The following is a 22,101-nucleotide window of genomic DNA, read 5'->3' as shown; positions in this document are numbered from 1 at the left end:
GCGGAAAAACGCGGATGCTTGCGATAGCCCAGCGTACCAGCGCCGCTTTAGCAAACGATGCGGAGCATTCTGCCCCAATGCGGCTGCCGCCATTTCCACAATATGCGACGCGCGATAATCCTCCGTCTCAATTCGACATATATTGCCATGATTGAGCAAGCAGATCACAATGGGCATCAGTACCAAACATTCCCGCATGCGCCGCGCCGCTGCAAACGCGTTGGATACCAGTGTCACACGATTGTTTTGTAAGTCATGCAGAAGGCGCTTTAGCAAACATATTGAAAGGTTCCGAATGACCTCCTCCAGCCATTTTTCGATGTCTCGCCGCCAGTTCCTTGCCACAACCACGGCCAGCGCCGCCGCAATCACCCTGCACCCGTTTTCGGCCGCTGCTGCCGACAATCAGGCGCATCTTCGGATCATGGAAACCACCGATATCCATGTGCATGTCTTCCCTTATGATTACTACGCAGACAAGCCGCGCGACACAGTAGGCCTGTCGCGCACCGCCTCGATCATCAATGACATTCGGTCAGAGGCAACCAACTCGTTGCTTGTGGACAATGGCGACTTTTTGCAGGGCAATCCAATGGGTGACTACATCGCCTATGAGCGCGGCATGAAAGAAGGCGACAGCCATCCGATCATCGCCGCATTCAACACCGTGGGCTATGACGCCGCTACTTTGGGCAACCACGAGTTCAATTACGGTTTGGATTTTCTGGAAAAGTCACTCGCCGGTGCGGATTTCCCGGTCGTTTTGGCTAATATCGCCAAGGAACAAGGCGCGGGGCCACGCGATGATAAGACCCTGGTCAAGCCTTACGCAATTCTCGACCGCGAAATAGAAATGGGCGACGGCACCAAGCATCCGATCAAGGTTGGCGTCATTGGGTTTACGCCGCCGCAGATTATGAATTGGGACCGCAAGCATCTGGAAGGTAACGTTCAGGCCCGCGACATCGTTGAAACGGCGCAAGCCTATGTGCCCGAGATGCAAGAGCAAGGCTGTGATCTGATCATCGCCCTCTCTCATTCGGGCATCGGTGAGGCCGATCACACTGATGGGATGGAGAACGCCTCAGTCGTGCTGGCCGGTGTTGAGGGCATCGACGCGCTGGTCACAGGCCACAATCACCTGGTCTTTCCCTCGGCTACATTCGCGGATCGCCCGGGTATCGACATCGAAAAAGGCACGCTTATGGGGAAACCAGCGGTCATGGGCGGTTTCTGGGGATCGCATCTGGGTCTGCTGGACCTGCTGCTGGAACGCGACGGGAATGAATGGCGCGTTGTAACAACGACGTCCGAGGCGCGCCCTATCTCAAAGCGCAACGAAGATCGTACGATCACCGCGCTGGTGGGCGACGACCAGACCGTGCTGGATTCGGTCGCCAAAGATCACGACGAAACACTGGCATATGTTCGCCGCGCCGTTGGGAAGACGTCCGCGCCGTTACACAGCTATTTCGCGCTCGTCGCAGATGATCCGTCGGTTCAAATCGTGTCGATCGCACAAAAATGGTATATTGAAGAGATGATGAAGGGCACCGAGCACGAAGGGCTGCCCATCCTATCAGCCGCCGCCCCGTTCAAGGCCGGTGGCCGTGGTGGGCCAGAGTATTATACCGATGTTCCAGTGGGCGATGTGGCCATCAAAAACGTGGCTGACCTGTACCTCTATCCAAACACTGTCCGGGCGGTTCGCGTGAACGGCGCGCAGGTCCGGGGTTGGCTGGAGCGTTCTGCAGGTATGTTCAATCAGGTTGAGCCGGGCTCGGCCGATGCAATCCTGCTGAACCCAGAGTTCCCATCCTACAACTTTGATGTGATGGACGGCGTGACCTATCAGATCGACCTGTCCCAGCCCTCGCGATTTGGACCAAAAGGTGAAGAGGTTAACCCAGATGCGGCTCGGATTGTAAACCTGTCCTTCAACGGCACGCCAGTTACGGATGATATGGAGTTTATCATCGCCACCAACAATTACCGCGCATCTGGCGGCGGGTCCTTCCCGGGCGCATTGGGCGACACGATTGTTTTCGAGGCCCCAGACACCAACCGCGACGTCATCGTGCGCTATATTGTTGAGCAGGGTACAATCGATCCAAAAGCGGACGCCAACTGGTCCTTCGCCCCGCTGGCAGATACCACGGTGCTTTTCGAAACCGGCCCCAAGGCGCGCGACTATATGAGCGACGTCAAAGGAGTGGTGATCGAAGACGCAGGCGAAGCCACCGATGGTTTCGCAGCGTTCCGCATCAAGCTTTAAACGCCAGAGCTTTTAGGCCGACCGTCGCCCCGACCAGTAGGTGGCGGTCGCGCACCAAAGATGACGAATTTTTCGAACACTTGAAGCTGGGCTTTGAAGAAATCAGTCAAGTTCGCCGCTTTCTGACATCAAAATCGCTAGCGGTCGCGTTGAATGGATTTGCGACAAGATGATCATCACCACGGCAGTCAACGGTATCGCCAATATGGTGCCTGCCAGACCCCACATCGCGGTCCAGATCGTAAGCGAAAACAGCACCATAAATCCGCTCAGATTCACCGAGTTTCCGACAAGCCGTGGTTCAAGGAAGTTTCCGACAAACAGCTGAGCGGCCATCAGCGCGATCAGCGCGACACCGGCGTGCCAGATGCCGCCGAATTGCACGAGGCTCAGCATTACGGGAAACAGAACGCCAACAATGGAACCTAGGTATGGGATATAGTTCAAAAGCCCGATCAATATGGCCCAGAACATTGCGAACTCGATCCCAAGCAACAACATGATCGCATATGAGAGCACAGCTAAAATGACGTTGATCAGGGTCTTTGCGCTTAGGTAGCTGCCAATTTTCTGGTTGATCTGGGCGACGATTTGCAGCGACCGGTCAGCTGTTTCGGCATCACCCAAAGCCTTTCGAACTTTTTCCGGCATATCGTCTAGATCGGACAGAATGAACACGATGTAAAGGATCGTCATCAACATGACCGTGCCGAAACCCTGCACTGTGGAAAGCGTCCCCTGCACAAAACCCAAAATATCGAACTTGCCAGCAATCGTCTGCTCGATCGTGGACCAATCTGGCAGTTTTTTAACGCCCAACATCGCCATTGCCGAGTCAATCAGCGCTTTTAAATTGGTTTGGTAACGCGGGATATTCTGGGCGACCGCTTGTGCGTTTGCCTCAAGAAAAACCCCTATCAGAACCAGCGTTAGAAATATGGCAAGCAGCGCAAGCAAACGGCGCCCGCGGCGTGGTATGTGGCGCAACCCCGGAACACGGCCGATTGTCGAGGCGGTCGAGTCCAGAATGTATATTCCGATTATGCCCAAAAGCACCGGAAGAAGGATGCTTTTACCCAGCACCAGCAGCCAGCCGATGACAACAGCGACGATCAGGCCAGATGCAAGTTTTGTCACATTAAACAGCAGCATATCTTCGCTTTCGGTCGGGCGGGTGGTTCCTTTTGTGCCGGGTTCAAGGCTTTTATTCAACTTCTTTCACGCGATCTGCGCGCCCCGAGCGCGGTGACGGCTACCCGGTGCCGGAGGCGTTTCGCGACCACCGGCAAAACACTGCGCGATTGACATCCATTCGGCAGCAACCGGCCCTTCCACCTTCAGCGATGTATCCGCGATGTTACGGGTTTGGGCTGAGACTTGTGCAAACTCTACCGCAGGGCCTGTTATCCGATTGCCCCTCGGCTCACCGAACTCCCACAAGGCTCCGGATGGCGCGGTCAGTTCAAGCCTCGGCATCGCCTCAGGCACAGGTTTGCCGTTGACCTGATAAGCCCAGCCAAAGGTGTTCACACCCAGAATGACGATGTTCTTGACCCGGTCCTGTTCGACGCGCTCGATACCAAGAACGTCAAAAACCTCTTGCCCGTGTGCCCAAGTCTCCATCTGGCGGGCCGTAATTGATGAGCGTACAGACATGTCCGGACCGGCCCATTTCACCCGGTGCTTGGGATCGAGATCGGCCCAACGCGTGGCAATATCTGTGTAAAGTGTCCGCCAGGCTTGGCGCAACTCGTTCCCGCGCAGCAAGATCGCTTCGTTCTCGGCTGCGCGCAGCCCTTCGGCCTGAGCTTTGACAAACAATGCGCCAATGCGCGCAGCGAACGCGTCGGGGTCCTGAAGCGACAGATCGGCCATCTGGTTCCAATAGTGCAGATGCACCAGAACATCGTTCAGCGTCCATCCCTTGAACTGCGTCTGGCTGTTCCACTGATCGCCCGAAACATCGGCCAGAATGGCAAACAATGCCTCGCTTTCTTGCAGAAAATCCGTTGCCTGTTGCACTGCTTTTTTCCTCGATTTCGTGATTGCCTATTCGATGTCCCCGGATGCAGCGTCTGAGCGGCGGTGGTCGACACACACCCAATTCTATCTATGTTTCGTCAATCTCGATCATCACATCCCCCGCGCTTAGCTGCTGCCCGACCTCAACATGGACAGAGGTCACGACGCCTGCAACGGCAGCAGTGATCTGGTGTTGCATCTTCATGGCTTCGAGAACGGCCAGACAGTCGCCAATCGAAACGCTTTGACCAGGTCTTGCCGCCACCTCGACCAGGGCGCCCGGCATGGGGGCGGTGACGCGACCGCTAGCGATCGTTCCCGCATCCAATGCACCGGGACGCAGGCGTCGAAACGTCAGGCGCTCGGCGCCGATGGCGATCTGGGCTGTGTCGCGGGTTATGTGTACGGTGGCGTCGACGGTGTTGTCATTTATGCGTGCCCGGACCTTCCCGCTGCTGCGCTTGATAAACGAGACATCATACGCGTTGCCCTCAACCCATACCGTCCATCCATCGGGGCGGGCGAGTGCGCGCGTTTGTATCTCTTCGTCACCATAGGCAAGCATCACGGCGAACAGCGGCAACGCCGCGCTGGACCAACCCAACTGTTCGGCTGAGACATAGCCCGCCGCAGCCCTTGCGCGGGCCTGATCCGCATCCAACAACAGCGCAGCCGCTAAAGCGATGTCCGGCGCAGTTACTCGGTACGCAGGAAAGCCCCGGGGGTAAGTCCGATCCAGAAATGTTGTCGTTGCATCGCCGGCAATAAAGTCTCTTTGCTGCAGAACATCTGCAAGAAACCGCGAATTTATCACCGTTCCCAGCAGAATAGTTTCATGCACAGCCTTGATCAGCCGCGCACGTGCAGTTTCGCGGGTTGGACCATGCGCGATGATCTTTGCAAGCATGGCGTCATAGAATGGCGATACCTCTTGCCCGTGTTGAATGCCTGAATCCACACGCACTCCGGGTCCAGTCGCAGCCTGCCAGAAATCAATTGGACCGGTTGCCGGCAGATATCCGTTAGCAGGATCTTCGGCGTAAAGCCGCGCCTCGATGGCGTGGCCGTTCATGGTGACGTCTTCTTGAGAGATTGGAAGGGCGTCACCCCGCGCGACAGCGATCTGTAGCGCCACTAGGTCGATGCCAGTGACCATCTCGGTCACAGGATGCTCAACCTGCAGTCGGGTGTTCATTTCAAGGAAATAGAATGCGCCGGACGGTTCCAATAGAAACTCCACGGTTCCTGCACCGCGATAGTTCACCGCACGGGCCGCCTCAATCGCTACAGCCCCCATTATTGCGCGCAACTCTGGCGTCATGGCCGGGCTTGGGGCTTCTTCGATAACTTTTTGGTGGCGACGCTGAACCGAGCATTCCCTTTCGCCCAGATGAATTACGTTCCCGTACCCATCGGCAAAAATCTGAAATTCGATATGGCGCGCATCACCGATCGCTTTCTCAAGGATCAGTTCGCCGGATCCAAAAGCGTTCTCGGCCTCGGATCTGGCAAGCGCGATCGCCTCAGAAAGAGCGTCGGCGGATTGGACCACGCGCATTCCGCGTCCACCGCCACCAGCTGCGGCTTTGACCATGATGGGAAAACCGATTTTGCTCGCTTCGGCGACCAGTGCAGCATCCGATTGATCATCGCCTTCATACCCCGGAACGCAGGGAACGCCCGCGCCGATCACAAGTCGTTTGGCGACGGCTTTGTCGCCCATCAGCCGGATCGCTTCGGGATCGGGTCCGATAAAAGTCAGACCCGCGGCCTCGACTGCCGCTGCAAAATCCGCATTTTCGGACAAAAACCCATAGCCCGGGTGGATCACCTCTGCCCCAGCTTTCTGAGCAGCGGCAATGATCTTTTCTGCGTTCAGATAGCTGTCACCTATAGGCCCTTCACCGATCCAAACCGCCTCATCAGCAAGTTCGACATGGGGTGCCCGTTCGTCAACGGTTGTAAAAACGGCCACTGTGCGCAGCCCAAGCGACCGGGCGGTTCGCATGACACGCGCGGCGATTTCCCCACGATTGGCAACGAGAAGCGTGTCGAATGTCATGCCTCAGCCTCTGTTATCTGTCTTGGATGTGGATCTGGTGGGTAATGCAGCATGGTCAGAACCTGTGCACCCCGTACGAACTGGGTTTGACCGTTCGCGAACGGCCCTCAAGGCAAGTTTCAAGGCAAAAACCTAGCACACGCCGCGTGTCGCGGGGGTCAATGACGCCATGATCGATACACCGGCCCGAGGTGTAAAACGCATTCTCCTGTCGTGTGAAATTCGCTGTGATCGCTGCCTTCTGCGCTGCCAGTTTGGCTTCGTCGGGGTCGATCTCTTTGCGTTTAAACCCTGCGCGCGCGACCAGCTCCATCGTCCCGGCGGCTTGCTCACCTCCCATCACGCCCGTTGCCGCATTGGGCCAGGCAAACAGAAAATCCGGATCATAGGCGTAGCCGCACATCCCGTAATTGCCCGCCCCGAAACTTGCCCCGACATAGAGTGTGATCTTGGGCACATCGACTGACGTAACGGCCTGGATCATCTTGGCCCCATGTTTGATCATGCCGCTTTGTTCATATTGGGTGCCGACCATGAACCCTGTAATGTTGTTCAGAAATATCAGGGGAATGTCAGCCTGACCACATAACTGAATAAATTGCGCGGCTTTGTTCGCGCCTGCAGGGTCCAGTGGTCCGTTGTTTCCAAGAATTCCCACAGCGATACCATTGATTGCGGCCTGCAAACAGACAGTCGCCGAGCCATAGTCGGGTTTAAAATCCTCAAAATCCGAGCCGTCTACTACGCGGGCCACGACCTCGCGGACGTCATAGGGGACACGGTAATCGGTTGGAACAACGCCTGCGATCTCATCCGCATCATATTTCGGTGGCTGCACTTCTTTGCTGCGACGCACAGGCAGGGATTTGTTCCAATCTAGCCGTGCCATCACGTTCCGCGCCATTTTGATACCGTGCGCATCGTCCTCGGCCAGATAGTCTACTAGCCCGGATGTAGTGGCATGCATCTCGGACCCGCCCAGATCGCGGTCATTGGCCTTTTCGCCCGTCGCCGCGTGAACCAAGGCGGCACCGGCCAAGGCGGCCATACCATTGTTCTTCACGCCAACAACATAGTCCGCAAGGCCGGGCATATAGGCCCCGCCTGCGGTTGATGGGCCATGCAGCACTGCGATGTTGGGCAGCCCCGCGGCCGAATGGCGCGCCAGATTGCGGAACAGTTTGCCGCCATTGGCCCAGAATTCGACCTTGTATTCCATCAGGTTTGCACCGGCGCTTTCGACAAGATGTACAAATGGGACGTTCTGTTTCAAAGCCATGTCTTGCGCACTCAGGAAGGCCGCAGCTGACATCTCGACCATCGCGCCGGCCTTGATCCCTGCATCGTCGACGATGATCATGCAGCGCACGCCCGAGATGAAACCAATGCCGATGACTAATGACGCGCCCGGAACAGATTGCTCAGGATCGTCTGTATCGACGCAGTAACCCGCCAACCCGTGCAGTTGCAGAAAAGGCATGCCAGGATCCAACAGTTGGGCCAAACGGTCACGGGGTGTGATCTGCCCCCGGGCCTCCATCCGTTCGCGCCGTTTCTCTGATAGGGCGACAGGACGCGCTTCAAGCGCGCGCATCTCGTCGACAAGAGCCAGCATATCGGCTCGGTTCTTGGCAAAGGCGTCAGAATCGCGGACGACTTTACTGACAAAACCCATCAGTTTTCTCCTCGCTCGGGATATGAGGATAACTCTGCAGGAATCCTGATCGGTGTGGCCAGCAATATCTGGGCATAACTCTTGCCTTGCGCGTCGTTGCGCAACGAGGCGACGCCACCGCCACCCAGCGCATTGTGCAGCAGAATGTTCATGGAATGTGTTCCTGGAAGATAGAACCGTTCGACCCTGCCAGATAAGTAGTTAGAAAAAACATCTGCCAGAGTCTCTGAAGTTAGCGCTGCCCAAATGTAGGGCAAAAAGGTAGCATGACGTGCAATGACCCCAATGTTTGCGGTGTCGCCTTTGTCCCCAGATCTTGCCCAGGCCAAATCTTCCAAAGGGCATGTGATCCACTCGGTCACCTTTTCACCGGCTATTCCTGGGGCTTTTGCCGGGACAGGTTCTGGGTCTTGTGGGGACGTTTTCGGCGGAATGTATGCGATATTGTCCCCATCCATCGTTACGCAATAGGTCAGCGTGTCGTTTGGCACCAAGAAGGAAAACAGGGCAACGACTGGTGAGGGTTTTGGCCGCCCTCCGCCGGTAAAGATGTGTAACCCTGGCGGTGCGGCCAGTGCGCACCCGGTCATCTCACGGAGGAATACGCTAACCGCGCGAGGGTCGTCGTGTTTCACGGCTGCCTTGAACGAGATTTCTTCGTATTCACCGTCGCCGGGCCGACCGCCGAAGGCTTCAAATGACACCTCGCGATAGTCTGGGGCGCCGATCCGGCGCAGGACAGCGCGCGCGCGTTTCAGTCCCGCTTGGGCAAAAGCATCCGCCTTTTGTCGTGGCTCGCGTCCGTTGATCAGAAAAGTCATGCCCGCACGATAGCCATCCGCCCAGGTGGCGGACACTTTGAGCTGCCCGGTCGGCGCGCGGCCTTTAGCGCCCGAGACATTTACATGGTCCGCCACGGATTGCTCAATCCTGACATTGGAAAAGTCGCAAATCACGTCAGGCAGAATATAGGACTGCGGGTCGCCGATCTCATACAGCATCTGCTCGCAGACCGAAGCCGGGGTTACACATCCCGTCGTGCCCTGCGGCTTGGTCAGGACCAGCCCGCCATCGGCGTTTACCTCGATAATTGGATAGCCGATTTGGGCGATATCCCCCGCCATATCCCAATCCGTGAAATTCCCGCCAGTGGCTTGGGGTCCACATTCCAGCAGATGCCCCGCAAGCGACCCGGCAGCCATTAGGTCGTGGTTTTCTTGTCGCCATCCAAAATGATACATGCACGCCGCCAACGTCAGCGCACTGTCGACGCAGCGGCCTGTGATGACGATGTCAGCCCCGGCGTGTAGCGCCGCCAATATCGGCCCTGCCCCAATATAAGCATTCACCGAGGCGATCTTTTCGGTCGGTGGCATCGGCGTACCGGAAAACATCTCGGTCCGGTCGACGAACTCGGCCACTCGTGGCAGCAGGTCGTCGCCTTCGACCACTGCAACTTTCAAGTTCAATCCCAATTCTGCAGATTTGCGACGCAATGCATCAGCACAGGTCACTGGGTTGACCCCACCTGCATTTGACAACACCTTGACGCCCAGCTTGGCGATCTGGGTTAAATTGTTGGCCATAACGTCAGAGACGAAATCCACCGCATATCCCTTTTGGGGGTCTTTAAGGCGGGCGCGGGCCATGATCGACATGGTGATTTCGGCGAGGTAATCGTAGACCAGAAAATCGAGCCCTTGGGCACGCAGCAATTGCTGTGTCGCATGGGGGGCATCCCCCCAAAATCCACTTGCTCCTCCGATCCGCAGAGAATGTGTCACGCCACGTCTCTCCCGCTTGGGTGCGATCTGCAGTTTACAGACCGACTGTTCTGTTTTTATGATTCACTGACCACCTTGGTCAACGATGATTTGCCACTGCGACGCTACGGAAGATGACGGAAACGATGCCAAAGAAACCCTCGGTCCAGGATCAAAGGTCCCGGGATATGCAGGCCAAAATCTGCAATGCGACGGTCACTTGTCTGGATCAGCTTGGGTATGCCGAGACTACCTTTGCCAAGGTGCAAGCCAAGGCGGGCATCTCACGCGGGGCAATTACGCATCACTTCCCCACGAAACAGGCCCTGGTCGCAGCTACCGCGATGCGACTGCTGGGCAATGCGCAAAACCCGCTCTGGCCACATGATCGCGCCCCTCAGCCCGTCTATGATCTGATTATGTCCGCCTGGGCCAATATCGTAAATTCCGCAGGCGGGCGCGCCATAGTCGAGATTCTGGTTGCTTGCCGAACCGACCCGGCACTGTTCGGAATGCTTGAACAGAGCCTTAGAGATTGGGACAAATCGAACCTTAGCCTGATCTCAGCCCGGTATGTCAGCGCAACAGGCAACCGTGACGACACTGAATTGTTGTGGAGTATCGCCCGGAACTTCCTGCGTGGTTTGTTGTTGCATGAGAAATTCGTTTCGTCGCCAGAATACCTTACGCAGATGATGGATCGCTTTGCCCGCATGATGGAAAGCCAGCTTCAGGTCTTGCCCGAAAATGACGTTGAGGAGGTCGAATGACCCTGCCATCCCCTTTTATGACCCCGGAACGCGAAGCTTTCCGCGGGAATTTCCAGCGCTTTGTCGATGCCGAAATCAAACCGCATATTGAGCAATGGGAGGCGGATCGCAGCGTCCCATGGGAACTGCATGCAGCAATCTCTGAGTTCGGCGTATTTGGCTTTGGGATTGATGAGAAATATGGCGGTCTGGGTTTCGACAACGCCTTCATGCGCCATGACTACAGCGAAATCCTGTTCGGCTGTGGGGCATCCGGTATCGGAGCCGCCGTAGGGGGACGTACGATTTCAATCAGCCCAATTGCGAAGTTCGCTTCCGAGGAGTTCAAACAGAAAGTGCTGCCCGAGATCATCTCGGGGCGCATGATGTCAGCACTTGGGATCACCGAACCGGGCGCAGGGTCGGACGTTGCCAATATTCAAACAAAGGCCGAGCGCAAAGGCGGCAAATGGATACTGACCGGGGAAAAGACCTATATCACCGGGGGGATGGATGCCGAATGGTTTGTGGTTGGTGCCCGCACTGGCGGCCCCGGATTGACCGGCATTTCGTTGTTCTTGGTCCCTCATGACGCGCCCGGGTTCAGCCGCACACCGTTGGGTGGCAAGATGGGCTGGCACAGTTCACAGCAAGCGACGCTGCATTTCGATGATTGCGAGCTGGATTCAACTGCGCTGTTGGGGCCTGAGAACAGGGGCTTCATCGCGATCATGAACAATTTCAACTTTGAACGGCTTGGCCTGACATCCGCTTCGCTGGGTATGATGAAACTATGCTACGATAATGCGCTGGACTGGGCACGGGAACGCGAGACATTCGGCAAGCGACTGGTCGAACATCAGGTCATTGGCCACAAGTTTGCAGAAATGTCCGCCCGGCTTGATATGAATGAGGCATATATCGAACGGATCTGCTGGGCGATTGAGCAGGGCCTGATGCCTGTCGCCGAAATTGCCAAGGCCAAGGTTCAGGCCACGACGTCACTGCAATTTGTTGCTTCCGAGGCGATGCAGATCTTTGGCGGTGCCGCATACATGCTGGGTAACCCGGTCGAGCGTGTATGGCGCGAAATCAAAATAATGGCAATTGGCGGCGGATCCGAAGAGATAATGCGCGAACTGGCTGTGCGCCAGATGGGATTGGCTGGGCAATAGTGGCGACGTTATGGGTCCGCATGCGCGTGCTATGAACGAGAAGAGGTGGCCGATAGGACAGCTTTTGACAAATTCTCTGCCCGGCAATTGCCCGTAAATGATCAATGCACAATTGCGCAATCATTTATGACAACCTAAGTTGCGCCAAACTTATCACGCGAGGGAATTATGGATGTTTGGTTCTATGTGGGGCTTGGCTTGTTGATATGGGCTATCAGAGACTTGGTATTTGGTTCGACCTACTTGTGGGAACGGGTAACCCGTGCCGAAAATCCGGGCACATACTGGGTTTGTGTTTTGGTTTGGCTTGTCGCTGCGTTGGCTATTTTGGCCACGTCTCCAACGACGTATTACCTGTTCTCCTGACACCACGCTCCGACAGGCTGGTCGTGTAACCAGCCTTTCCAAGACATGGAGTCCGATGTTTTCCCTATGGACGCAGTCACCCAATCGTTCGCTTAGCGAGCGCACCCGACTGTTCAGGTGTCAAAATCCAGTCGGCTGTCCAGTATAAAACTTTTGCGATTGCCTGAAAGCCCGCAAAGGCGATCCGAAGTGGAAAATTCTCTGAAACGATATGGTGCGGGTGGAGGGACTTGAACCCCCACGCCTTGCGGCGCCAGAACCTAAATCTGGTGCGTCTACCAATTTCGCCACACCCGCAACCCAAGCACTCAGTGCCAGAATGTCGGCGTGAATAGCAAAGCTTGCTGCGGAGTGCGAGAGGGAAAATTGAGTTGTGTGCAAGATTATTGATGACATCGGAGGAATATGCTTCTGAACTGACCGCCGTGCACATATGATGTGTGCTGGACGCCGCTGCTAAGCGGGATGCGGGCTATTCTCATGTGTTGCTGTTCGCGGCAGGAAAGCAGTCTGATTTTTGGCGTTCTCCGAGCAGATAAAATAGATTCCCAGGTCAAATTTGATTAATTTTATTGTTTTGTATTTAGCAACATTCTAGTCCCTTTGGTGAGCATTTGAAAACTATCTTACGTTGAGTAAATAGCTCCTCATCTAAGATCCGGCAATGATGAGAACCCAAAGACGACTGCAGCAAACATATATTTTGCAGACGTCCTCTGGGTGGATTTGGTGTTGGGTTAATTTCAAGAGATAGGTATTTTTGTTTTATTAATAATATACTAGATGCATCACCAACAATTTTTCGCGCGAGCATTGTTGCTAAGATTCCGCTCTTGAAGGCTGCGAACGGCAAATGACGCTGTTTACATTGATGACGAAAATACGCTCGTAGGTTGTGGTTGAAAAATGCCACCAAACACAATTGCGACACAATTCAAACGCCAAAAAATCTTATTCGCGTCAAAATAAGACCGCCTTGAAAGCTGCTTATAGGCAGAAGGAGTTAATGAGTCTTTTTTGCCTTCGGGCGCTGTACGAGTTTTTTTCGCTCAACTCCAGTACAAGGGTCTGAAACGTGACCAATATGATGAACTCCGCTGCCGCCGAGCAAGAAGCCGTTGGTCTTGCGCGTGAAAGTTTTCTTGGCGAACTCAAATCCCTGAACCGCGATCATCCGAACACAGGGTTTGGCGTATCGTTGCGCACGCGCTCGGGGCGGCGATACTTGCTTGCAAACTCGCGTATGCCGCTGCCCGAAACCAAATCCGAGGGCTTTCCGACCGGGCGTCGTCTTGCCCGCCTTGAAAACAGCGAGCGCTTCAGCTCGATCGAAGTTTTGGCGGATTGCCACACCTTCGAATCGATTTCGCCGGGGGCCGAAGCTGCGATCCTGGGCAATGCGCTGAATCTGATCGCCCGAATCGACACCATGACCAGCACGCCAACTGACACGTTGGCCGCGACAGGAACCGGAGGCTGAACATGGCGCGCAACGACCATCTTTTGTCAGTTGGCAATGAGGCACTGACGCCTATGACGTCAGCGATGAACTCACTGACCGCACAGATTGATCAATTGACAGAGGTGGCGGATGCACGTTCGTCCGCCCGTCTTGCCACGCTCAAGACCCGGATGGAGAATTTCTCAGCCAGCGTTACGATGGTCGGGCAGGTCAAGGCTGGCAAGTCTTCGATTGTGAACATCTTGGCCGGGCGCCCTGCCCTGCTGCCATCGGATGTAAACCCATGGACGTCGGTGGTGACCACGCTGAATATCAACACCCGCACCGAAGGCGACAAACGCGCCAAGTTTACTTTCTTTGAACAAGAAGAATGGGACAACCTGATGGTCGGCGGCGGCCGTCTGGGTGAACTGGCAAACCGCGCCGGCGCCGATGACGAGATGGATGACATTCGCCGCCAAATCGGCGAGATGAAGGCTAAATCCGAATCCAGATTGGGCCAGCATTTCGACCTGTTTCTGGGGCAGAGCCATCAATATGATTACTTCGACGAAGAGCTGATTCAGCGCTATGTCTGTTTGGGTGACGAAGAAGACCCGGACATCAATCCCAAGACCGGGCGGTTCGCCGATGTGACGAAGTCGGCAGAGCTGTACATGGACATCCCGCAATACCCGATTGCGCTCAAACTGTGCGACACGCCGGGTGTCAACGATACCTTTATGGTCCGCGAACAGATCACCCTGCGCAGCTTGCGCGGATCTGAGGTCTGCGTTGTTGTTCTGGCTGCCAGCCAGGCGCTTACAACCATGGACATGGCGCTGATGCGGATTATCGCCCAGTTCGAGAACCGGCAGATCATCCTGTTTGTGAACCGAATTGACGAATTGGCTGATCCGGTCAATCAGGTCCCGGAAATCCGTGACCGTATTCAGGACACGCTCAAGCAGAACAATATCGATGCCAATACCAGCGTTGTCTTTGGCAGCGCCTTGTGGGCCGAGGCCGCGTTGACGGGCAACCCCGAGATTCTGTCCGATGAATCCCGCGAGGCGTTGAACACGTTCTATCTGGCTGCCGGTTTTGGTGATCAGGCGCCCTCGCTCGACAAGATCTGGGCGCTGTCCGGCCTGCCCGATTTGCTGTTGGCCATGAACGAGCGCATCGCCGAAGGCGCAGGCACCCGTTTGCTGGATCGCGTCCGCCACCGCGCCCGCAATATCGCCAGTCAAATCCGCGCCACGGCTGTTGCCAAGACCCTTTCAGGCGGCGAAGGTCTTGTGCGTGATCTGGATGGTGTATCGCCAGAGGAAGCGATTGCCACACTCTCGGATCAATACGAAAAGAAAGTAGCTGAACTGACCGCATCCTTGCGTGCGAAGGTGTTGGAGAGACTAAATTCAGCGGAAACCAACTTTGTCAAACGTGCAACGGATTCGCTGATTGCCCACCTCGAGCTGAACGGCGAACAAGGCACATGGCAGTATGACCCAGCAGGTCTGCGCACCTTGCAAAAGGCCGCGTATTTCAGCTTTGCGCGATCAATGCGCAAAGAAGCAGGTGCGCTGTACAATACGGCGGCCGCAGATATTGAGACGCTGTATCAAAAGATACTGGGCAACCACCTGGGTGAGTTCAGTATCGAAGCACCCATTGTTCCGCGTGTCCCACCCCCACTCGGAATTGGACGAACAATCGCATTGGACTTGCAAAGCACCTGGTGGCGTCGCTGGTGGCAACGCCGCAAAGGGTTCGAAGCTTATGCAGCAGACTATACGCGCCTGATCGCGTCTGAGGCGAATTCGATCACCAAGGATATCGAGGAAAATCAGGTTGCAGCCGTGTTGGAAAACGTTCGCGCGATCCTGTCGGATTTCATGCGCGAGCAGAAAGAGACGTTGCTTAGCATTTCGGCATCGGCCGAGAATGACCCAAGCCGCAACGCAGCTCTGATGGCAGGACTGACACCACAGAAATCGCGTGACGATATTCTGGGCGACATCCTGAAAGATCTTAGTAACGAGGCAGCATAAGTAGCGATATGGCAAAAGACTCACAAACCCGTTTCGTCTCGCCCAAAGCATGGGAACGCATTGAGCAGTGGTCCCGCCGCAAGCCGATCTTTGCTCTTATGGGAGAGTTCAGCGCTGGCAAATCCACGCTGATCAACTTTCTGCTTCGGTCGCACACGCTGCCGACTCAGGTGACTGCGACCCAGTTACCGCCCGTCTGGTTCAGCTGGGGCAAGAAATCTGCGTATGTGCAGCGCCATGACGGCACACGCGAAAACATCGAATTGGATGCGTTGGAGTCTGTCGGCGTCAACGACGCCCAATTCGTTCGTATTTTTCTTGAATCCGACATTCTCGAGGCGGTCGATCTGATCGATACGCCCGGCATCTCGGACCCCAAGATTTCAACGGATGTCTGGCGTCGCGCCGTGGGTCAGGCCAATGGGGTGCTGTGGTGCACACACGCCACCCAGGCTTGGCGCGAGACCGAACGGGCGACATGGGTCGCGCTGCCGGAACGGTTGCAACACAACTCGCTTTTGTTGGTCACCCGCGCGGATACACTGGGCACGAAGGACCGCCAGAAGGTGTTGCGCCGTGTAAACCGCGAGGCCGGGCATCTGTTCAATCGATCGATTTTGTTCTCTGCCCGCGATGCGATTACCGCACGCGACAAGAGCGGCGACGCCGAAATGTGGGGACGCAGTGGCGGCGGCAAGATGGTGGACAGCTTTCTTGAGATCACCGAACAGATCATGGACAACCGAGCAGACATGCTGGCGCGTTACCAGATCGACAACAGCCTTGCCCATATGCCCAGTGTGCAACCTATCCGCCTACGCAAACCTGGTGAGAGCGCAGAGCAGCCTGCTCCGCTAAAGCTGGTCAATCCCGTTCAGGACGAAAACCCGCAGGACGAAGTCGTAACGAGTTTTCCGATCCGTCCTGCCCGGGTCGAGGCGCGTTCTGGCGACACTGAACGCGCACCCCGCATTGACGCGGATGAGGCCGAACGGTTGCGAGCCGAAATGACCGCGATCTCGGAAGAGACCACGCCCGAAACAGATCAGGACGAACTACGCTCTTTCTTCCGGGAAACGCCAAGTCAGCCTCTGAATTTGGCGGATGTTGCCGAGATCCCTTCGGAAGAAAACGCGTTTCTTGAACTGGATGACGAGGATTTCGACGAAGAAGAGCCCCTGGAACTGGAAGCCGAAGTCGAAGCCGAAGCAGAGCAATCTGACTTCAGCGCCGATGGTCAGGATCCCTTTGTGGCGTCGCTTGGAGACAAGCTGGCCGACGTGCCTGAAACTGTTGAGACCGACAAACCCGGCGCAGACGCGCAAAGCGCTGATGTGTCAGTCTCCTCCATTGCCGCCTTGCTCGCCGAGCAATCGGATGGTGCGGCGGATGAATTCGAACCGGAACCTGAAACCAGCGGCCTGATGGAAACACAGATCGTGCATATGCCGAACGGCACGTCGTCCGAGGCGGAGGCCGAGTCTGGATCGCTTGAGCAACTGCTGAATGTGGAGGCCGGATCAACACTCAGCGCATCGGCGATGTGGCGCGAGATCACCGCTGGTGAGGATCTTCCCGAAGACTCAGAAGGCCTGAAAAAGGTTTTTGTGGCCTTCCTGGAAGAGTTCGACAAGATCGCCGCTGAACACGGCGCCCGCGACGCAAAAAAAGACGTTTCAACGCTTCCGAAAGCTGGGAACAAGGGCGGGGCTGAATGGCATGTTTTATAACGTGAAACCAAGGTAGAAGGACGGGAAGCCCGATGTCTATCGAAGCCGCACTGAAATCTGCGATGGAAACGATACCCGACTGCGTTGCAGCCGGGTATATCGACATGGAAACAGGGATGTTATTGGGGACCAGTGTCCACGATCAAGAGGACGCCGAAGTGCTGGACAGTCTCGCGCTTGCAGTGGCGAACCTGTTTCAGGGTGGCGGCGTGGGTGCTTTTGAAGCATTGCTGCGGCAATCGGGTAATGCTGATACCGAAAACCCGGGATTTGGGGAAATCGCGGTGTTTTCAAAGGATCGGTTGAACATTTTCTTGCGGACGCAGGCCTATCCGGATCATGTGGTCTGCTACATCTGTCGCAACAGCGCGAATGTAGGGTTGGCACTGACAAAATCGCATCTCAGCTTGGGGCCCGTCGCGGCTGCAGTTTAGACGGGACCAGAGGGGGTCACGGCATGATGGATACAAACATACTCGATTTGCTCGAGGATATTGGGCGATCATCGGTCGCGCGGCTGGAACCAGCCATCGCGCTTGCTGGTGACACTGCGCTTGAGCGTCGCGAAAAGGTGTTGCAGTCCATCCGTGGCACTGTTTTGCCGCGCCGGTTAGAGTTTACGGCTGCCAATGGCGATTGCCTTGCGATTGAGGTCAATAGCTCTCGGGTTACTGATGTCTTCCGTGTCCGGTCCGGCGTTGCGCCTGATTTTGAGACCGAAGAGCGCGATACGCTGGCGGGTCAATTGGCGCAGCTGGTAACCGATATTGCCGTCGCGCCTGCACCGCTCAGCCTGATATCCCTGCGGCCGGACGCCACGCTGGAAGCGGACGATGTCGGAATCACTTTTAGCGAAATCGCTAGTGCTTGCACGATGATCGAAATGCCCGCTGAACCCGTCATAGCGGTCGTTCCGAACTCTGCCGAGCCCGAAAATGACGTGGAACCAGCAGACGAAACCAGCGATTTGGCCAACCAGTTCTATCTTGGCAGCCAGCGTTTGGCTGTTGGTCGCATCCAGGTCAAAGCTGAAGGCGGGGAAATGGTTCAGTCTGACGGCGATTGTAGTGAAGATCAGCCATTACAGGCAGATCAAACTTTGCTGGCGCAGTTCGCGCGTGACTTGTCGGGCTGGGATGATGACACGGCCGCGGCGCTGGATCATCCGCAACTGATCGTCATACGTCCGTCCGGCGGTAAAGGTTCTGGTTTGGCCGTCCTGAATGACGGCAAGGAATTCTCCATGGTCGTTCACGAGGCGCGCAAGCTAGGCGCCATTGTGAATCTGTGGACATCTCTGACGGAGCGTTCCGAATGATAGCGCCCGTAATATTCAATTTTTCGACTATTTCAATCTGTGATTGCAAGTACCCAGGGTAACAGTATGAGTGAAAATAACCGTCGTGAGTTAATTCGAATCGCCGAAGACATGAACGGGGTCAGCAACGACGAGACCCGCCAGTTTATTTCACGCATTGTAGGCGATCTATCAAATCTGAAACCGTCAATTGCATTTGTCGGGCAGATCAAGGCTGGTAAGTCCCGCCTTATCAACGGGTTTACGGGGCAGGCCGAATACCTGCCCTCGGATGTTAATCCGTGGACGACCGTGATCACCGACATGCATTTCGGTCACCCCTCGGGTCGAACCCGAGGGGCGGAGTTTCATTTCTTCGATAACCGTCAGTGGCAGGCGCTGATCGCCGAGGGCGAAGAGCTGCGCAACATGTTCCCCGATGACGAGGACAGTTATAAGCGCGAGATGATCGAAGAGCAGGTCGACGCGATGAAAACCCGTGCCCAACTGCGATTGGGCGACAGCTACGAGCAGTTGCTGGGTCAGCATCACGATCTGGAGCATCTGAACTCGGACGATCTGGCCCGTTATGTTTGTGCGGGTGACGATCCGACCGACAGCGAAGAATACGACCCCGGTTCAGATCGGGGACTGTATAGTGACATCACACGCAAGGCCGAGGTCTACTTTGACATCGGCCATTTTCCGTTCCCGCTGACGGTCACGGATACGCCCGGCGTCAACGACCCGCTGTTGATCCGCGAAGAAATCTCGCGCCAATATCTCAAAGAATCCGATTTCTTTGTTGTTGTATTGTCCGCGCATCAGGCTTTGTCGCGGGCGGATCTGAAGCTGTTCCGCCTGATGCAGGCGCTGGAACTGGGGCAGATCGTCGTCTTCATCAACCGCGTTGACGAATTGGGCGGTGGCGCCGAGGATGCCGGAAAAGTCCGGGCGGACGTTTTGGATGGCCTGGAAAAAGCCCTGGGCAACTCGGACATTGATGTACTGATGGGCAGTGCCCAATGGGCCCATTATGCCTTAACCGGTGACGATACCGGCGTGAACCACGATCACGTTCTGGCTTGGCTGCGCGCCCATCCCGAGCAGATGAGGCAATATCTGGACGGTGTAGAAGAGATCAAACAGGGTCCCGGCCCAATCAGCCGTGAGGGCGTTTTGCGCTTTGCCGCAATGATCGCCTCGGGTCTGCCCGATCTGCGCCGCCATGTTACGCACGCCTTGACCCAAGGGCCCCGTGACGAACAGCTCAAGATGGCCTGGCAGCATCTTAACAGTTTTGCGCAAGGTGAACTGGAACGGTCCAAGGCCCATCTGCGCGTAATTGACGACGAAAACTCCGCCGACATGACCGACGGCGACGAAAACGACAAAACACTGGCCGAGCTGCGCGCGCTGGTTTCGCAAAAAACCACACAGATCATTGACGATATGGATGATGTGTTGGCCAATCTTCGCGGCGTCATGGATGACACTGTATCCGAGGCCGTTTCCGCCGTTGTCCGCGGACCGAATGGCGATTCCCCCTTGTTGGCCAAGGGCGGAGACACCGAATTGAACTTTTCGCCGCTGCGGGATCGCATGCGCGAACTGGTTCAAGGTGCAACACAAGTGGTGCGGCAGAGAATGCTGAGCGAACTTTATGCCGTCGACATGAACAGCAATGCGGCGCTTCGCGCCCTGCCCGGCTGGCAAGACCCGACCGACAGTCGGATGAACACCAGCGCGGTTCGGTGGTTCCGCCCGGATACCACCGCACTGACGCGGGGCATTACCGTAGAATTGCGCGTAAGCTGGCTGTCCCGTCTGATTTCGCGTAAAAGTGTGGTCGCTCGGGCCGAGCGGATGATCGTTCAGGAATTCGAAATGATCGGGGACGATCTGGTGGACACAGCGCGCGCCGATCTGCTTGAGCGTCTGAACACCGTTCTTGACCATTATCTGGCATTGTTGGCCGGACATCTTGAACTACGGGTCGGAACCGGCCAAACCAATGTTCGTGCAGAAGCACAGGCAGCATTCGATCAGGCGCAACGTGTTGCCGATGATCTGGATGCGGTATTCGGCGGCAATAGCGCCGACAAGAAATTAGCAGAGGCTGCGGAATGATTGAATTTCCCGGAACCGAACAGGAAGTACGCAAGCTTGAACGCTTCCTGACCGCCACCGAAAACCTGCCGTCAGAGGCAGGTCTGGACAAGATGCGCGAGCGCGCCTTGTTTCATGCCGAACGGCTTTCGAATGCGGTCAATATCGGTTTTGCCGGGGAATTTGGGGCCGGGAAATCCAGCCTCGCAAACATGCTTGCCGGGGCGGACATTCTGCCGACGGGTCCGCAGCATCTGAAACTGCCATTAGTTATCGTGGCATACGCGGATGCACCGGAAACCACGGTTGGCTGGTGGGACAAAGAGCCCAAAGTTTATTCCGGCATTGCGCTGGAAAAAGCCGCAGCTGATAGTCCTGATTTTATTTCAGTCGGGTTGAATACCCCTGCCCTGCAAGAGATCTCATTGTTCGATCTGCCGGGAACCGGCGCACTGGATGACACCTACAAGTCCACTCTGGAACTGTTGTCCTATGTCGATTGTGCCATCTGGTGCACGAACGGAACCAATGCCTGGCGTGAGACCGAGCGCCACCTGTGGGCACAAGTTCCGCAAGAATTGCGCTCGAACAGCTTGCTGGCCGTAACCCACACGGATCTCCCCCCGGTTCGGGATGCTCTGGACCGTGTTCTGCACCGGTTGCAAAAAGAAAAAGGTAAATTCTTTCGGTCTGTCGTGCCCATCGGCACACCGGTCGCCGTCAAGGCCATGGCGCAAGAACCCGAGCCTGATTTTGATCTGTGGGAGACCTGTGGCGGTCAAAATCTGGCCGAACAGGTCCTGCAAGTCGCATCCGAGCGGCGTTTGAAGGATTTGGAAGCTGCCCAAATTGACATCAAGCAGGAATTTCTTCCCTTTCTGACCAGCCTGAACATCGCAGAAGCTGAACCAGCGCAGGTCGAAGCACCCTCGATTCACGCCACGCTGGAATCCGCCCTTCCCCCGCTTGAAAACCCGATCCTTGAAGACTGGCTGGCGGCAATCGCCAGCATCTATGACGACTTGCGCGAGACATCGGATATCGAACCGGCCGCATTCCTGAATAGCTGTCAGGAAATCGTCGAAGATTTTGCAGAGCGTCTGGAGCAAGGGGGCGAAATCGCCACCGAAGCTGACTGGATTCCCGGTGAGTTTGAAAAGGCCACTGATCTTCTTTTGCTACTGCAATTCGAAAGCGGTGACGCGCCACTGAAGGACGCTATCAGCATCCTCGCCCAGCTCAGCGACAACCTCGCCTGGGCCGGCAGCCGCGTCGATTCCGTTCAGGCAAAAACCGGAACCTGATGCCTACCCGTTTTAATTGAGCCGCAACGCAGCGATTCGAAGCCCTCAGAATCGCGCGTTTATTGTTTCGGATTTAGTG

General features: G+C 56.0%; 15 protein-coding genes and 1 tRNA gene. 10 read left to right on the top strand and 6 right to left on the bottom strand.

The genetic code is table 11. The features are described 5' to 3' along the window. Positions 1-319: 319 nt before the first annotated feature. Complete coding sequence (locus tag DS906_RS02165) at positions 320-2,275, top strand: bifunctional 2',3'-cyclic-nucleotide 2'-phosphodiesterase/3'-nucleotidase (protein ID WP_233494651.1); 1,956 nt, start codon at positions 320-322, stop codon at positions 2,273-2,275. A 102-nt stretch (positions 2,276-2,377) separates the two neighbouring features. On the opposite strand, the gene DS906_RS02160 is transcribed toward DS906_RS02165, so the two are convergent. The 5 genes from DS906_RS02160 to DS906_RS02140 all read right to left on the bottom strand — a co-directional run bounded on the left by DS906_RS02160 (position 2,378) and on the right by DS906_RS02140 (position 9,818). Continuing rightward, positions 2,378-3,487: an AI-2E family transporter gene (locus DS906_RS02160; protein ID WP_113788612.1), complete on the bottom strand. Its 1,110-nt coding sequence runs from the start codon at positions 3,485-3,487 to the stop codon at positions 2,378-2,380. A gap of 6 nt (positions 3,488-3,493) precedes the next feature. Beyond that, positions 3,494-4,297 carry a TIGR03084 family metal-binding protein gene (locus DS906_RS02155; protein WP_113788611.1) on the bottom strand — a complete coding sequence of 268 codons (804 nt, stop codon included), beginning with the start codon at positions 4,295-4,297 and terminating at the stop codon, positions 3,494-3,496. Between the two features lie 88 nt (positions 4,298-4,385). Beyond that, positions 4,386-6,359 carry an acetyl-CoA carboxylase biotin carboxylase subunit gene (locus DS906_RS02150; protein WP_113788610.1) on the bottom strand — a complete coding sequence of 658 codons (1,974 nt, stop codon included), beginning with the start codon at positions 6,357-6,359 and terminating at the stop codon, positions 4,386-4,388. Positions 6,360-6,414: 55 nt separating this feature from the next. Beyond that, positions 6,415-8,034 carry an acyl-CoA carboxylase subunit beta gene (locus DS906_RS02145; protein WP_113788609.1) on the bottom strand — a complete coding sequence of 540 codons (1,620 nt, stop codon included), beginning with the start codon at positions 8,032-8,034 and terminating at the stop codon, positions 6,415-6,417. Then, positions 8,034-9,818, bottom strand: coding sequence for an acyclic terpene utilization AtuA family protein (locus DS906_RS02140; protein WP_113788608.1), 1,785 nt, complete (start codon positions 9,816-9,818; stop codon positions 8,034-8,036). Before DS906_RS02140 ends, DS906_RS02145 begins: the two co-directional genes overlap by 1 nt. A gap of 125 nt (positions 9,819-9,943) precedes the next feature. On the opposite strand from DS906_RS02140, the gene DS906_RS02135 reads away from it, so the two are divergent. Beyond that, positions 9,944-10,567 (top strand): TetR/AcrR family transcriptional regulator, encoded by a 624-nt coding sequence (locus DS906_RS02135; protein WP_158541267.1) that lies wholly within the window; start codon positions 9,944-9,946, stop codon positions 10,565-10,567. Continuing rightward, a complete protein-coding gene (locus DS906_RS02130) occupies positions 10,564-11,721 on the top strand; it encodes an acyl-CoA dehydrogenase family protein (RefSeq protein WP_199528444.1) in 1,158 nt (385 codons plus the stop codon). Before DS906_RS02135 ends, DS906_RS02130 begins: the two co-directional genes overlap by 4 nt. A gap of 578 nt (positions 11,722-12,299) precedes the next feature. Here DS906_RS02130 and DS906_RS02120 read toward each other — a convergent pair. After that, positions 12,300-12,384, bottom strand: a tRNA-Leu gene (locus DS906_RS02120). 787 nt (positions 12,385-13,171) lie between these two features. On the opposite strand from DS906_RS02120, the gene DS906_RS02115 reads away from it, so the two are divergent. The 7 genes from DS906_RS02115 to DS906_RS02085 all read left to right on the top strand — a co-directional run bounded on the left by DS906_RS02115 (position 13,172) and on the right by DS906_RS02085 (position 22,022). Further along, positions 13,172-13,567: a hypothetical protein gene (locus tag DS906_RS02115; protein ID WP_174822482.1), complete on the top strand. Its 396-nt coding sequence runs from the start codon at positions 13,172-13,174 to the stop codon at positions 13,565-13,567. 2 nt (positions 13,568-13,569) lie between these two features. Continuing rightward, positions 13,570-15,582: a dynamin family protein gene (locus DS906_RS02110; protein ID WP_113788605.1), complete on the top strand. Its 2,013-nt coding sequence runs from the start codon at positions 13,570-13,572 to the stop codon at positions 15,580-15,582. 8 nt (positions 15,583-15,590) lie between these two features. Beyond that, positions 15,591-17,312: a dynamin family protein gene (locus DS906_RS02105; RefSeq protein WP_113788604.1), complete on the top strand. Its 1,722-nt coding sequence runs from the start codon at positions 15,591-15,593 to the stop codon at positions 17,310-17,312. Positions 17,313-17,344: 32 nt separating this feature from the next. After that, the gene (locus DS906_RS02100) at positions 17,345-17,746 is read left to right on the top strand and encodes a hypothetical protein (RefSeq protein WP_113788603.1); all 402 of its coding nucleotides are present in this window, start codon (positions 17,345-17,347) and stop codon (positions 17,744-17,746) included. A gap of 23 nt (positions 17,747-17,769) precedes the next feature. Continuing rightward, entirely contained in the window at positions 17,770-18,630 is an 861-nt protein-coding gene (locus tag DS906_RS02095; RefSeq protein WP_113788602.1) for a hypothetical protein, read from the top strand. Between the two features lie 66 nt (positions 18,631-18,696). Beyond that, positions 18,697-20,739 (top strand): dynamin family protein, encoded by a 2,043-nt coding sequence (locus DS906_RS02090; RefSeq protein ID WP_113788601.1) that lies wholly within the window; start codon positions 18,697-18,699, stop codon positions 20,737-20,739. Next, complete coding sequence (locus DS906_RS02085; protein ID WP_113788600.1) at positions 20,736-22,022, top strand: dynamin family protein; 1,287 nt, start codon at positions 20,736-20,738, stop codon at positions 22,020-22,022. Before DS906_RS02090 ends, DS906_RS02085 begins: the two co-directional genes overlap by 4 nt. The last annotated feature ends 79 nt before the right edge of the window (positions 22,023-22,101 follow it).

This window comes from Ruegeria sp. A3M17 (genome assembly GCF_003318255.1).
Lineage (GTDB): Bacteria > Pseudomonadota > Alphaproteobacteria > Rhodobacterales > Rhodobacteraceae > Ruegeria.
Note: the sequence above shows the minus strand (reverse complement) of the source record. Positions and strands in the feature narration are given on the sequence as shown.